The organism is Sanguibacter suaedae (assembly GCF_016342785.1).
GTDB lineage: Bacteria > Actinomycetota > Actinomycetes > Actinomycetales > Cellulomonadaceae > Sanguibacter > Sanguibacter suaedae.
Map to the genome: position 1 here is coordinate 205,371 of NZ_JAEINH010000002.1, position 13,768 is coordinate 219,138.

At 66.1% G+C, this 13,768-nt stretch carries 13 protein-coding genes; all 13 read left to right on the forward strand.

All coding sequences use genetic code 11. From position 1 onward, the window contains the following. Positions 1–124 precede the first annotated feature (124 nt). The 13 genes from JAV76_RS03260 to rpsC all read left to right on the forward strand — a co-directional run bounded on the left by JAV76_RS03260 (position 125) and on the right by rpsC (position 13,767). The gene (locus JAV76_RS03260; protein WP_198732583.1) at positions 125–4,003 is read left to right on the forward strand and encodes a DNA-directed RNA polymerase subunit beta'; all 3,879 of its coding nucleotides are present in this window, start codon (positions 125–127) and stop codon (positions 4,001–4,003) included. Positions 4,004–4,466: 463 nt separating this feature from the next. Then, positions 4,467–4,841 carry a 30S ribosomal protein S12 gene (rpsL, locus tag JAV76_RS03265; protein WP_198732584.1) on the forward strand — a complete coding sequence of 125 codons (375 nt, stop codon included), beginning with the start codon at positions 4,467–4,469 and terminating at the stop codon, positions 4,839–4,841. After that, complete coding sequence (gene rpsG, locus JAV76_RS03270) at positions 4,841–5,311, forward strand: 30S ribosomal protein S7 (RefSeq protein WP_198732585.1); 471 nt, start codon at positions 4,841–4,843, stop codon at positions 5,309–5,311. Before rpsL ends, rpsG begins: the two co-directional genes overlap by 1 nt. A gap of 116 nt (positions 5,312–5,427) precedes the next feature. Further along, entirely contained in the window at positions 5,428–7,530 is a 2,103-nt protein-coding gene (gene fusA, locus JAV76_RS03275) for an elongation factor G (protein ID WP_198732586.1), read from the forward strand. Positions 7,531–7,658: 128 nt separating this feature from the next. After that, entirely contained in the window at positions 7,659–8,849 is a 1,191-nt protein-coding gene (gene tuf / locus JAV76_RS03280) for an elongation factor Tu (protein ID WP_198732587.1), read from the forward strand. A gap of 488 nt (positions 8,850–9,337) precedes the next feature. Beyond that, positions 9,338–9,646 (forward strand): 30S ribosomal protein S10, encoded by a 309-nt coding sequence (gene rpsJ / locus JAV76_RS03285; RefSeq protein ID WP_019146773.1) that lies wholly within the window; start codon positions 9,338–9,340, stop codon positions 9,644–9,646. Positions 9,647–9,665: 19 nt separating this feature from the next. Then, positions 9,666–10,325 (forward strand): 50S ribosomal protein L3, encoded by a 660-nt coding sequence (gene rplC, locus JAV76_RS03290; protein ID WP_198732588.1) that lies wholly within the window; start codon positions 9,666–9,668, stop codon positions 10,323–10,325. Positions 10,326–10,329: 4 nt separating this feature from the next. Beyond that, on the forward strand, positions 10,330–11,034 hold the full coding sequence (gene rplD, locus JAV76_RS03295; RefSeq protein WP_198732589.1) for a 50S ribosomal protein L4: 705 nt from the start codon (positions 10,330–10,332) through the stop codon (positions 11,032–11,034). Continuing rightward, the gene (gene rplW / locus JAV76_RS03300; RefSeq protein ID WP_198732590.1) at positions 11,031–11,336 is read left to right on the forward strand and encodes a 50S ribosomal protein L23; all 306 of its coding nucleotides are present in this window, start codon (positions 11,031–11,033) and stop codon (positions 11,334–11,336) included. The genes rplD and rplW overlap by 4 nt, the downstream gene beginning before the upstream one ends. A gap of 32 nt (positions 11,337–11,368) precedes the next feature. Beyond that, positions 11,369–12,211: a 50S ribosomal protein L2 gene (rplB, locus tag JAV76_RS03305; protein WP_198732591.1), complete on the forward strand. Its 843-nt coding sequence runs from the start codon at positions 11,369–11,371 to the stop codon at positions 12,209–12,211. A gap of 14 nt (positions 12,212–12,225) precedes the next feature. After that, a complete protein-coding gene (gene rpsS / locus JAV76_RS03310; protein WP_198732592.1) occupies positions 12,226–12,507 on the forward strand; it encodes a 30S ribosomal protein S19 in 282 nt (93 codons plus the stop codon). Positions 12,508–12,568: 61 nt separating this feature from the next. After that, a complete protein-coding gene (gene rplV / locus JAV76_RS03315; protein WP_066464670.1) occupies positions 12,569–12,940 on the forward strand; it encodes a 50S ribosomal protein L22 in 372 nt (123 codons plus the stop codon). Next, entirely contained in the window at positions 12,940–13,767 is an 828-nt protein-coding gene (rpsC, locus tag JAV76_RS03320; protein WP_198732593.1) for a 30S ribosomal protein S3, read from the forward strand. The genes rplV and rpsC overlap by 1 nt, the downstream gene beginning before the upstream one ends. The last annotated feature ends 1 nt before the right edge of the window (position 13,768 follow it).

The window sequence follows — 13,768 nt, forward strand, 5'->3', positions numbered from 1 at the left end:
ACGGGGGTGCGCGGCTCCGAGAGAGCCCCGCACCCCCGTCACGAACCGACACCCTGTAGCACCTCCACCGCGCCGGCCGGGAAGAACCCCGACCAGGCCGGCAGACGAAGGAAGTAGGACCACCTTGCTCGACGTCAATGTCTTCGACGAGCTGCGTATCGGCCTGGCCACGGCTGACGACATCCGCACCTGGTCGCATGGCGAGGTCAAGAAGCCCGAGACCATCAACTACCGCACCCTCAAGCCCGAGAAGGACGGACTCTTCTGCGAGAAGATCTTCGGTCCGACGAGGGACTGGGAGTGCTACTGCGGCAAGTACAAGCGCGTCCGTTTCAAGGGCATCATCTGCGAGCGGTGCGGCGTCGAGGTCACCCGTTCGAAGGTCCGCCGTGAGCGGATGGGCCACATCGAGCTCGCCGCACCCGTCACGCACATCTGGTTCTTCAAGGGTGTGCCGTCGCGTCTGGGTTACCTGCTCGACCTCGCGCCGAAGGACCTCGAGAAGGTCATCTACTTCGCCGCGTACATGATCACGTCCGTCGACGTGGACGGTCGTCAGGAAGACCTCCCGAACCTCCAGAACGAGATCGACCTGGAGAAGAAGGAGATCACCGACCGTCGCGACAACGACATCGAGAACCGCGCCCAGAAGCTCGAGGCGGACCTCGCTGCCCTCGAGGCCGAGGGTGCTCGCGCCGACGCGCGCCGCAAGGTCCGTGACTCCGCGGAGCGCGAGATGGCGCAGCTGCGCAAGCGTGCCGACGCCGAGCTCGACCGCCTCGAGCAGGTCTGGGACAAGTTCAAGAACCTCAAGGTCGCGGACCTCGAGGGCGACGAGATGCTCTACCGTGCCCTCCAGGACCGGTACGGCAACTACTTCGAGGGGTCGATGGGCGCTGCGGCGATCCAGAAGCGTCTCCAGGACTTCGACCTTGTCGCCGAGGCCGACTCGCTCCGCGAGATCATCCGCAGCGGCAAGGGTCAGCGCAAGACGCGCGCGCTGAAGCGCCTGAAGGTCGTCAACGCGTTCCTCACGACGACCAACTCGCCCACCGGCATGGTTCTCGACGCCGTCCCGGTCATCCCGCCGGACCTCCGTCCGATGGTCCAGCTCGACGGTGGCCGCTTCGCGACGTCCGACCTCAACGACCTGTACCGACGTGTGATCAACCGCAACAACCGTCTCAAGCGTCTCCTCGACCTGGGCGCGCCCGAGATCATCGTCAACAACGAGAAGCGGATGCTCCAGGAGGCCGTCGACTCGCTGTTCGACAACGGTCGCCGTGGGCGTCCCGTGACGGGCCCGGGGAACCGGCCGCTGAAGTCGATCTCGGACATGCTCAAGGGCAAGCAGGGGCGTTTCCGCCAGAACCTCCTCGGCAAGCGCGTCGACTACTCCGGACGTTCCGTCATCGTCGTCGGCCCGCAGCTCAAGCTGCACCAGTGCGGCCTTCCGAAGCAGATGGCGCTCGAGCTCTTCAAGCCGTTCGTCATGAAGCGTCTGGTCGACCTCAACCACGCCCAGAACATCAAGAGCGCCAAGCGCATGGTGGAGCGCGCCAAGTCGGTCGTGTGGGACGTCCTCGAAGAGGTCATCACCGAGCACCCCGTGCTGCTCAACCGTGCACCCACGCTGCACCGCCTCGGGATCCAAGCCTTCGAGCCCCAGCTCGTCGAGGGCAAGGCCATCCACCTGCACCCGCTCGTCTGTGCCGCGTTCAACGCGGACTTCGACGGCGACCAGATGGCCGTGCACCTGCCGCTGTCGGCGGAGGCCCAGGCCGAGGCGCGCATCCTCATGCTCTCGAGCAACAACATCCTCAAGCCGTCGGACGGTCGTCCGGTGACCATGCCCTCTCAGGACATGATCATCGGCCTGTACCACCTGACCTCCGAGAAGGACGAGCCGCTCGGAGAGGGCCGCTCGTTCAGCTCCGTGGCCGAGGCGATCATGGCCTTCGACGGTGGGTCCCTCGACCTCAACGCCGAGGTGACCATCCGGATGGAGGACCTGGTCCCGCCGACGGCGGGCTTCGACGCCCCAGAGGGATGGGAGCCCGGGCAGCCGGTGCTCTTCCGGACGACGCTCGGACGGGCGCTGTTCAACGAGCTGCTTCCCGTGGACTACCCGTACGTGAACTCCGTCGTCGACAAGAAGCGTCTCTCGCAGATCGTCAACGAGCTCGCCGAGACCTACCCCAAGGTCGAGGTCGCGGAGTCTCTCGACGCGCTCAAGGCGGCTGGTTTCCGCTGGGCGACGCGCTCGGGCGTCACCATCGCCATCTCGGACGTCGCGACCCCGGACGCCAAGGCGGACATCCTCGCGGCTCACGAGGAGCGGGCGCTCAAGGTCCAGCAGCAGTTCGACAAGGGTCTGATCACCGACGACGAGCGTCGTCAGGAGCTCATCGAGATCTGGACGCAGGCCACCGACAAGGTCGCCAAGGCGATGCAGGAGAACTTCCCTGCGCGCAACACGGTGTACCGGATGGTCGGCTCGGGTGCTCGAGGTAACTGGATGCAGGTGCGTCAGATCGCCGGTATGCGTGGTCTGGTGGCCAACCCGAAGGGTGACATCATCCCGCGCCCGATCAAGTCGAACTACCGCGAAGGGCTCTCGGTCCTCGAGTACTTCATCGCTACGCACGGCGCCCGGAAGGGTCTCGCCGACACCGCGCTGCGTACGGCCGACTCGGGATACCTCACGCGTCGTCTCGTGGACGTCTCCCAGGACGTCATCGTCCGCGAGGAGGACTGCGGAACCGAGCGTGGTCTGACGCTCGCGGTCACCGAGGACGTCGGCAACGGTGTCTTCGTGCGGCACGACAAGGTCGAGCAGAGCATCTACTCACGGACGCTCGCCTCGTCCGTCGAGGTCGACGGCAAGGTCATCGGTCACGCCGGTGACGACGTCGGGGACGTGCTCATCGACGCCCTCGTCGCCGCCGGTGTCGCGACGCTCAAGGTGCGCTCCGTGCTCACCTGCGAGTCGCGCGTCGGTACGTGCGCCAAGTGCTACGGCCGTTCGCTCGCGACCGGCAAGCTCGTGGACATCGGAGAGGCCGTCGGGATCATCGCGGCACAGTCCATCGGCGAGCCGGGGACGCAGCTGACGATGCGTACCTTCCACACCGGTGGTGTGGCGTCCGCAGACGACATCACGCAGGGTCTGCCCCGTGTGACGGAGCTCTTCGAGGCACGCACGCCGAAGGGCGAGGCGCCCATCGCGGAGTACTCCGGTCGGATCGCCATCGACGACTCGGAGCGCACCCGCCGCCTCGTCCTCACCCCCGAGGACGGCTCGGAGGAGATCGCTTACCCCGTGACCAAGCGTTCGCGGCTGCTCGTCGAGGACGGCCAGGAGGTCGTCGTCGGCACACAGCTGGTGCAGGGTGCCGTCGACCCCAAGAAGGTGCTCCGCATCCTCGGCCCGCGGGCCACCCAGAAGCACCTGGTGGACGAGGTCCAGGAGGTCTACCGCTCGCAGGGCGTGGACATCCACGACAAGCACATCGAGGTCATCGTCCGGCAGATGCTCCGTCGTGTGACGGTGCTCGACTCCGGCGACTCGATCCTGCTGCCGGGCGAGCTCGCCGAGCGTGGCCGCTTCGAGGACGCCAACCGGCGGGCCGTGGCGGAGGGTGGTCAGCCGGCCTCCGGTCGCCCCGAGCTCATGGGGATCACGAAGGCGTCGCTCGCGACCGACTCGTGGCTCTCGGCAGCGTCCTTCCAGGAGACGACCCGCGTGCTCACGGAGGCTGCGATGAGCGGTCGGCGTGACCCGCTGCTCGGCCTCAAGGAGAACGTCATCCTCGGTAAGCTCATCCCTGCCGGGACCGGGCTGCCGCGGTACGGGAACGTCAAGGTGGAGCCCACCGAGGAGGCCAAGGCCGAGCTCTACCCGAGCTTCGGTTACGACGAGATCGACTTCCCGGCGCTCGGTATGGGCTCCGGAGAGGCGATCCCGCTCGAGGACATCGACTTCGGTCCTGACTTCCGCTGACCCGTCGACCTCTGATCGAACGCCGTGGGGCGGTCCCATCGAGGGACCGCCCCACGGCGTTCGCCGCTGACGGAGAGTGTTGCCGCCAGCCCCTTTGACGCCCACTCGGTAGCCGAGTAGGCTAGGAAACCGTGCCCGTGATATCGGGTCCTGCAAGTCGTCATCAATATCCGTACGTGTGGTCCGATCCCTGCCGCTCGCCGAGCTTCCGTAGCTCTGGCTGGAGGGGTGGGGGAGGGCGTGCGGCCTGTCCCGTCCGGGGCTGATGGCAGGGGACCTCGGAAGCCATGGGCATTCTCCGGCAGGACGCGCAGGCGTCAGGCTGGACCATCGAGCCGGTGGTACGTGGCGTGCAGCGAAGCTGCGGTGCCTCGTGCACCCAGCCCGCACAAGACCAGCAGCATTTGCCAGCAGTAGCCACCGCCGGGAAGACCCGGCGGGCTCGAGTAGACACGGAGACGCAGTGCCCACGATTCAGCAGCTCGTCCGCAAGGGGCGGACATCGAAGGCCGGAAAGTCCAAGACCCCGGCTCTCAAGGGCTCCCCTCAGCGGCGCGGTGTGTGCACCCGCGTCTACACCACCACCCCGAAGAAGCCGAACTCCGCGCTCCGCAAGGTCGCGCGTGTCAAGCTCTCGAGCGGCATCGAGGTGACCGCCTACATCCCGGGCGTCGGCCACAACCTGCAGGAGCACTCCATCGTGCTCGTCCGCGGTGGTCGAGTGAAGGACCTCCCTGGTGTCCGTTACAAGGTCATCCGTGGGGCTCTCGACACGCAGGGTGTCAAGAACCGCAAGCAGGCTCGCAGCCGCTACGGCGCGAAGAAGGAGAAGAGCTGATGCCCCGTAAGGGCCCGGCCCCGAAGCGGCCGCTCATCATCGACCCGGTCTACGGATCCCCGGTCGTCACCCAGCTGATCAACAAGGTTCTCCTGGACGGCAAGAAGTCGACCGCCGAGGCCATCGTCTACGGTGCCCTCGAGGGTGTTCGCGAGAAGACGGCCGGCGACCCCGTCGTCGTCCTCAAGCGGGCGCTCGAGAACGTCCGACCGGCCCTCGAGGTCCGGTCGCGCCGTGTCGGTGGAGCGACCTACCAGGTCCCCGTCGAGGTCCGCCCCGTGCGGTCCACGACCCTCGCGCTGCGCTGGCTCACCGACTACTCGCGGGCTCGCCGCGAGAAGACGATGACGGAGCGCCTGATGAACGAGATCCTCGACGCGAGCAACGGCCTCGGTGCCGCGGTGAAGCGTCGCGAGGACATGCACAAGATGGCTGAGTCGAACAAGGCCTTCGCGCACTACCGCTGGTGATGCGACGGTCACCTCGGGCTCTGTGCCCGAGGTGACCGCCCGTCCCACGACGCCCGCGGGTGTCACCGCAGTCCTCTGCCTTCGCTCCATCCCCCACCAGTAAGAGGTAAACCACCGTGGCACTTGACGTGCTGACCGACCTGAACAAGGTCCGCAACATCGGCATCATGGCCCACATCGATGCTGGAAAGACCACCACCACCGAGCGGATCCTGTTCTACACCGGGGTCAACTACAAGATCGGTGAGACGCACGACGGCGCGTCGACCATGGACTGGATGGAGCAGGAGCAGGAGCGCGGCATCACGATCACGTCGGCCGCGACGACCTGCTACTGGAAGAACAACCAGATCAACATCATCGACACCCCCGGGCACGTCGACTTCACCGTCGAGGTCGAGCGGTCGCTGCGCGTGCTCGACGGCGCCGTCGCGGTGTTCGACGGCAAGGAGGGCGTCGAGCCCCAGTCCGAGACCGTCTGGCGCCAGGCCGACAAGTACAACGTGCCCCGCATCTGCTTCGTCAACAAGATGGACAAGCTCGGCGCGGACTTCTACTTCACCGTCGACACGATCGTGAACCGCCTCAAGGCGAAGCCGCTCGTCATCCAGCTGCCCATCGGCTCGGAGAACGACTTCACCGGTGTCGTCGACCTCATCGAGGAGAAGGCCCTCGTCTGGCACGGCGAGACCAAGCTCGGCGAGGCCTACGACGTCGAGGACATCCCTGCCGATCTCGTCGAGAAGGCTGCGGACTACCGCGCCCAGCTCGTCGAGGCCGTCGCCGAGGCCGACGAGGAGCTCCTCGAGAAGTACCTCGGTGGCGAGGAGCTGACGATCGCGGAGATCAAGTCCGGCATCCGCAAGCTCGTCATCGCCGGCGAGGCGTTCCCGGTGCTGTGCGGCTCCGCGTTCAAGAACAAGGGCGTCCAGCCGATGCTCGACGCCGTCATCGACTACCTCCCGTCGCCGCTCGACGTCCCGTCGATCGAGGGTCTCGACGTCAAGGACGAGTCGGTCACCATCGAGCGTCACCCCGACTCCACGGAGCCGTTCTCGGCCCTGGCTTTCAAGGTCGCCACGCACCCGTTCTTCGGGAAGCTGACCTACGTCCGGGTGTACTCCGGCAAGGTCGCGCAGGGCGCCCAGGTGCTCAACTCGACGAAGGGCAAGAAGGAGCGCATCGGGAAGCTCTTCCAGATGCACTCCAACAAGGAGAACCCGGTCGAGGACGCCACGGCCGGTCACATCTACGCCTTCATCGGGCTCAAGGACGTCACCACCGGTGACACGCTCTGCGACCCGTCGAACCCGGTCGTCCTCGAGTCGATGAGCTTCCCGGAGCCCGTCATCGACGTGGCCATCGAGCCCAAGACGAAGGCCGACCAGGAGAAGCTCTCCACGGCCATCCAGAAGCTCGCCGAAGAGGACCCCACGTTCCGCGTCAAGCTCGACGACGAGACCGGCCAGACCGTCATCGGTGGGATGGGCGAGCTCCACCTCGACATCCTCGTGGACCGTATGCGTCGCGAGTTCAAGGTCGAGGCCAACGTCGGCAAGCCGCAGGTGGCCTACCGCGAGACGATCCGTCGTGCAGCCGAGAAGATCGACTACACGCACAAGAAGCAGACCGGTGGATCGGGTCAGTTCGCCAAGGTGCAGGTCACCTTCGAGCCCCTCGACACCGCGGACGGCGAGCTCTACGAGTTCGTCAACGCCGTGACCGGCGGTCGCATCCCGCGCGAGTACATCCCGAGCGTGGACGCGGGCATCCAGTCCGCGATGCAGGCTGGCGTCGTCGCGGGCTTCCCGCTGGTCGGCGTCAAGGCCACTCTCATCGACGGCGCCTACCACGACGTCGACTCCTCCGAGATGGCGTTCAAGATTGCCGGCTCGATGGTCCTCAAGGAGGGCATCAAGCGGGCTGACCCGGTTATCCTCGAGCCCGTCATGGCGGTCGAGGTGCGTACGCCCGAGGAGTACATGGGCGACGTCATCGGCGACATCAACTCGCGTCGTGGCATGATCCAGTCCATGGAGGATGCCACGGGCGTGAAGGTTGTTCGCGCTCAGGTACCGTTGTCCGAGATGTTCGGGTACATCGGCGATCTGCGGTCCAAGACCCAGGGCCGTGCCGTGTACTCGATGCAGTTCGACAGCTACTCCGAGGTTCCTCGGAACGTTGCCGAAGAGATCATCAAGAAGACCCGGGGCGAGTGAGTCCCCACAGGTCGAACCGTAGTATCAACACCATCAACCTGTAGCGACCCGCACGCCCCGCAGATACCCCGCTCACGAGCAGTATCTGCATCGTTCGGCACAACTACCCAAGTCCCAGGAGGACCCCAGTGGCGAAGGCCAAGTTCGAGCGGACCAAGCCGCACGTCAACATCGGTACCATCGGTCACGTTGACCACGGTAAGACGACGCTGACGGCAGCGATCTCGAAGGTGCTGCACGACAAGTACCCGGACCTGAACCCCGAGTTCAAGTTCGACGACATCGACAAGGCACCCGAAGAGAAGCAGCGCGGTATCACCATCAACATCGCGCACATCGAGTACGAGACGGAGAAGCGTCACTACGCTCACGTCGACGCTCCGGGTCACGCTGACTACATCAAGAACATGATCACCGGTGCCGCGCAGATGGACGGCGCGATCCTCGTGGTCGCCGCGACCGATGGTCCGATGGCCCAGACGCGCGAGCACGTCCTGCTCGCTCGCCAGGTCGGCGTGCCCTACCTGCTCGTGGCTCTGAACAAGTCCGACATGGTCGACGACGAGGAGATCCTCGAGCTCGTCGAGATGGAGGTCCGTGAGCTCCTCACCTCGCAGGAGTTCGACGGCGACAACGCTCCGGTCGTGCGCGTCTCGGGCCTCAAGGCTCTCGAGGGTGACCCGACCTGGGTGAAGTCCGTCGAGGACCTCCTCGAGGCTGTCGACGAGAACGTGCCCGACCCGGTGCGTGACCTCGACAAGCCCTTCCTCATGCCGATCGAGGACGTCTTCACGATCACCGGTCGTGGAACCGTCGTCACCGGCAAGGTCGACCGCGGAACCCTCTCGGTGAACTCCGACGTCGAGATCGTCGGCATCCGGACCGCTCAGAAGACGACGGTCACCGGTATCGAGACGTTCCACAAGTCGATGGACGAGGCGCAGGCCGGCGACAACACCGGTCTCCTCCTCCGAGGCATCAAGCGCGAGGACGTCGAGCGCGGCCAGGTCGTCGTGAAGCCGGGTTCGATCACCCCGCACACGAACTTCGAGGCTCGCGTCTACATCCTCGGCAAGGACGAGGGCGGGCGTCACAACCCGTTCTACTCGAACTACCGTCCGCAGTTCTACTTCCGTACGACGGACGTCACCGGCGTCATCACGCTGCCCGAGGGCACCGAGATGGTCATGCCCGGCGACAACACCGAGATGAGCGTCGAGCTCATCCAGCCGATCGCCATGGAAGAGGGCCTCGGCTTCGCCATCCGCGAGGGTGGCCGGACCGTCGGCTCGGGCCAGGTCACCAAGATCGTCAAGTGATCTAGGCGCCTCCTGCACCAGCCACGAGGGCCCGGTGACCGATAGCGGTCACCGGGCCCTCGTGCGTGTCGGGAAGGTGTGCGCGCTCGCGAGAGCCGTGAGCCACCGCACAACAGGCGTCTGGCAGAGCGGTTGGCTTTTTCGCCGATCGTCTGGCAGACTGTTCAGGTTGCCTGTTACGGGCGCGCTCATTCATATATCGAACAGTGTGTTGAACATCGGACCCCTCGGGTCGTTCCGCGTGTTGAGCTCTCTGTTCGGGACAGATCGAGGCGCCGCGGAGCACGTTCCACACAGGCGAGCAGACGTTGCGATCCATTCCTGCGTCGTCGGGCACTGAAGAGGGCCCACGAACAGCGGTGTGGTTCACATATCCAACGATCCCGCACCACAGAGTGGTGCAGCACAGAAGTGCGTCGCGCAGAGCGACACGCCCGAGTGCGGGGGTCGGACAGCTAGCGGTTCGAGAGAGAGAGTCAGACGACGCCATGGCGGGACAGAAGATCCGCATCCGGCTCAAGTCCTACGACCACGAGGTCATCGACAGTTCGGCGCGCAAGATCGTCGACACGGTGACACGCGCTGGTGCGACGGTCGTGGGCCCGGTGCCGTTGCCGACGGAGAAGAACGTGTTTGTCGTGATCCGTTCGCCTCACAAGTACAAGGACAGCCGCGAGCACTTTGAGATGCGCACGCACAAGCGGCTTATCGACATCATCGATCCCACGCCGAAGGCGGTGGACTCGCTCATGCGACTCGACCTGCCCGCCGACGTGAACATCGAGATCAAGCTCTGAGACTGGGAAGGACATACACATGACTACCCAGCAGAACGAACGGCCCGTGACGGCCGTCCTCGGAACCAAGCTCGGGATGACCCAGGTCTGGGACGAAGCAGGTCGCCTCGTCCCCGTGACCGTGGTCGAGGTCGGCACCAACGTGGTGACCCAGGTCCGTACCGCTGACGTCGACGGCTACGCCGCCGTCCAGCTCGCGTACGGCCAGATCGACCCGCGCAAGGTGACGCAGCCGCTGAAGGGTCACTTCGAGAAGGCAGGGGTCACCCCTCGCCGCCACGTGACCGAGATCCGTACGTCCGACGCTGGCGAGTACAACCTCGGCCAGGAGCTCACCGCCGAGGCCTTCGAGGCCGGGAGCGTCGTCGACGTCATCGGGACGACCAAGGGAAAGGGCACCGCGGGTGTCATGAAGCGCCACGGCTTCCACGGCGTCGGCGCCTCCCACGGTTCGCACCGTAACCACCGCAAGCCCGGATCGATCGGTGGGGCCTCGACCCCGTCGCGCGTGTTCAAGGGTGTGCGCATGGCTGGTCGGATGGGTGTTGACCGTCAGACCACGCAGAACCTGACCGTTCACGCGGTCGACGCCGAGAAGGGTCTACTGCTCGTCAAGGGCGCAGTACCCGGACCCAAGGGTGGCGTCGTCCTCGTGCGTAGTGCCGCGAAGGGTGCGTGACAGCATGTCTGAGACGCTCACCGTCGACGTCATCGACGCCAAGGGCAAGAAGGCCGGCACCGCCGAGCTTCCCCCCGAGGTGTTCGACGTCCAGACGAACATCCCGCTCATCCACCAGGTCGTCGTCGCGCAGCTCGCTGCAGCCCGCCAGGGCACCCACGACACCAAGAGCCGCGGCGAGGTCCGCGGTGGTGGCCGCAAGCCCTACAAGCAGAAGGGCACCGGCCGCGCACGTCAGGGGTCGACCCGTGCACCGCAGTTCGCTGGTGGTGGAGTCGTTCACGGCCCCACGCCTCGCGACTACTCGCAGCGCACGCCCAAGAAGATGAAGGCTGCCGCTCTCCGCGGTGCCCTCTCCGACCGGGCTCGCGCCGGCCGCGTGCACGTCGTCACCGGCTTTGGCATCGACGGCACGCCGTCGACCAAGCAGGCGATCACCACCCTCGCGAACCTCTCACCGCGTAAGAACGTGCTCGTGGTTCTCGAGCGCGGCGACGAGCTCACCGTGAAGTCGCTGCGCAACGCCGGGCGTGTCCACCTCCTCGTCGCGGACCAGCTCAACACCTACGACGTGCTCATCTCCGACGACGTGGTCTTCACGCAGGGCGCGCTCGACGCGTTCCTCGCAGGCCCCGCTGCGGGCGCCTCGGCCAAGGCCGTGGCGACCGAGTCCGAGTCGGCACAGCTCGCCAAGGAGGACGCCAAGTGAGCACGACCGTTCAGAAGGACCCCCGCGACATCGTGATCGCACCGGTCCTCTCGGAGAAGAGCTACGGCCTGCTCGACGAGGGCAAGTACACGTTCCTCGTCGACCCGCGGGCCAACAAGACGGAGATCAAGATCGCGGTCGAGAAGATCTTCGACGTCAAGGTCGCGTCCGTCAACACGATCAACCGCAAGGGCAAGTCCCGGCGGACCCGTTTCGGTATCGGCAAGCGCAAGGACACCAAGCGTGCAATCGTCTCCCTCCGTGAGGGATCGATTGACATGTTCGGTGGCCCTGTCGGCTGAGCCGGCCGAGAGCAGATTGAGGACAGATCCCCATGGGAATCCGCAAGTACAAGCCGACTACGCCCGGACGCCGCGGCTCCAGCGTTGCCGACTTCGTCGAGATCACGCGCTCGGAGCCGGAGAAGTCGCTGATCCGCCCGCTCCACAAGACCGGTGGGCGTAACAGCTCCGGTCGGATCACCACCCGGCACAAGGGTGGCGGCCACAAGCGCGCGTACCGCGTCATCGACTTCCGTCGCCACGACAAGGACGGTGTCCCGGCCAAGGTCGCGCACATCGAGTACGACCCGAACCGCACCGCCCGCATCGCCCTCCTGCACTACGCGGACGGCGAGAAGCGCTACATCATCGCCCCGAACAAGCTCAGCCAGGGCGACATGATCGAGAACGGTGCCGGGGCGGACATCAAGCCCGGCAACAACCTGCCTCTGCGCAACATCCCGACCGGTACCGTCATCCACGCCATCGAGCTCAAGCCCGGCGGCGGCGCGAAGATCGCCCGTTCGGCCGGTGCGTCGGTGCAGCTCGTCGCCAAGGACGGGCCCTACGCCCAGCTGCGTATGCCGTCCGGTGAGATCCGCAACGTCGACCTGCGCTGCCGCGCGACGATCGGCGAGGTCGGCAACGCCGAGCAGTCGAACATCAACTGGGGCAAGGCCGGCCGCATGCGATGGAAGGGCAAGCGCCCCACCGTCCGTGGTGTCGCCATGAACCCGATCGACCACCCGCACGGTGGTGGTGAGGGCAAGACGTCCGGTGGTCGCCACCCGGTCAGCCCCTGGGGCCAGGCCGAGGGTCGCACCCGGCGCCCCAACAAGGCGAGCGACAAGCTCATCGTCCGTCGCCGTCGTTCCGGCAAGAACAAGAAGCGTTGATAGGAGCCTGACTGATGCCACGCAGCCTGAAGAAGGGCCCCTTCGTCGACGGCCACCTCCAGAAGAAGGTGGACGTGCAGAACGAGAAGGGGACCAAGAACGTCATCAAGACCTGGTCCCGTCGGTCGATGATCACGCCCGACTTCCTCGGACACACCTTTGCCGTGCACGACGGTCGGAAGCACACCCCCGTGTTCGTCACGGAGTCGATGGTCGGCCACAAGCTCGGCGAGTTCGCACCCACACGCACCTTCCGCGGCCACGTGAAGGACGACAAGAAGGGCCGTCGCCGCTGACCCCCGGGGTCAGCAGCGGCAGGACCTCTCGGTCATGACGAGACAAGAAGGCAGGACAGCAATGGAAGCCAAGGCGCAGGCGCGGTTCGTCCGCGTCACGCCCCAGAAGGCCCGGCGCGTCGTGGATCTCATCCGTGGCAAGCAGGCTACTGAGGCCGTCGCGGTGCTGAAGTTCGCACCGCAAACGGCGAGCGAGCCGATTCTCAAGGTCGTGCAGAGCGCGATCGCCAACGCACGTGTGAAGGCAGACCGCGCGAGCGTCGCTTTCGACGAGCAGCAGCTCGTCATCTCGGAGGCGTTCATCGACGAGGGGCCGACCCTCAAGAGGTTCCGCCCCCGTGCGCAGGGACGTGCCAGCCAGATCCTCAAGCGGACGAGCCACATCACCGTGGTCGTCGCTCCGCGCGAAGACACGAAGGGAAGGGCCCGATAGTGGGACAGAAGGTTCACCCGCACGGGTACCGCCTCGGCATCACCACAGACCACCGTTCGCGGTGGTTCGCCGACAGCACCAAGCCCGGCCAGCGCTACCGCGACTACGTCCGTGAGGACGTGCAGATCCGCAAGCTCATGAGCACCGGCCTCGAGCGCGCAGGAATCTCGAAGGTCGAGATCGAGCGCACCCGCGACCGTGTCCGCGTCGATATCCACACCGCCCGCCCGGGCATCGTGATCGGTCGTCGTGGTGCGGAGGCCGACCGCATCCGCGGCGAGCTCGAGAAGCTCACCGGCAAGCAGGTCCAGCTGAACATCCTCGAGGTGAAAAACGCCGAGATCGACGCGCAGCTCGTCGCTCAGGGCATCGCTGAGCAGCTCGCCAGCCGTGTGTCGTTCCGTCGCGCCATGCGCAAGGGGATGCAGTCCGCTCAGCGTGCCGGCGCCAAGGGGATCCGCGTGCAGTGCGCCGGCCGTCTCGGCGGCGCCGAGATGAGCCGTAGCGAGTTCTACCGCGAAGGCCGTGTGCCGCTGCACACGCTCCGCGCGAACATCGACTACGGCTTCTACGAGGCCCGCACCACCTTCGGCCGCATCGGCGTGAAGGTGTGGATCTACAAGGGCGACATGACCGAGAAGGAGTTCGCTGCACAGCAGGCGACCCAGGCGCCCCGCGCGCCTCGTGGTGGTCCGCGCGGCGAGCGCCCCGCTCGCGGTGGCCGTCGTAACGAGCGTCCGGCTGCAGCCGAGACGCCCGCCCAGGCTGAGCAGGCTCCTGTCGGACAGGATGCCGCTCCGGCCGCCGAGACCGGAACGGAGGCCTGAG

What these genes read in the sequence shown, in the direction of transcription:
- rplD (WP_198732589.1), top strand. Translation starts at nt 10,330, where the DNA reads ATGTCTGAGACGCTCACCGTCGACGTCATCGACGCCAAGGGCAAGAAG.
- rplC (WP_198732588.1), top strand. Translation starts at nt 9,666, where the DNA reads ATGACTACCCAGCAGAACGAACGGCCCGTGACGGCCGTCCTCGGAACC.
- rpsJ (WP_019146773.1), top strand. Translation starts at nt 9,338, where the DNA reads ATGGCGGGACAGAAGATCCGCATCCGGCTCAAGTCCTACGACCACGAG.
- rplV (WP_066464670.1), top strand. Translation starts at nt 12,569, where the DNA reads ATGGAAGCCAAGGCGCAGGCGCGGTTCGTCCGCGTCACGCCCCAGAAG.
- rpsG (WP_198732585.1), top strand. Translation starts at nt 4,841, where the DNA reads ATGCCCCGTAAGGGCCCGGCCCCGAAGCGGCCGCTCATCATCGACCCG.
- rpsS (WP_198732592.1), top strand. Translation starts at nt 12,226, where the DNA reads ATGCCACGCAGCCTGAAGAAGGGCCCCTTCGTCGACGGCCACCTCCAG.
- rplB (WP_198732591.1), top strand. Translation starts at nt 11,369, where the DNA reads ATGGGAATCCGCAAGTACAAGCCGACTACGCCCGGACGCCGCGGCTCC.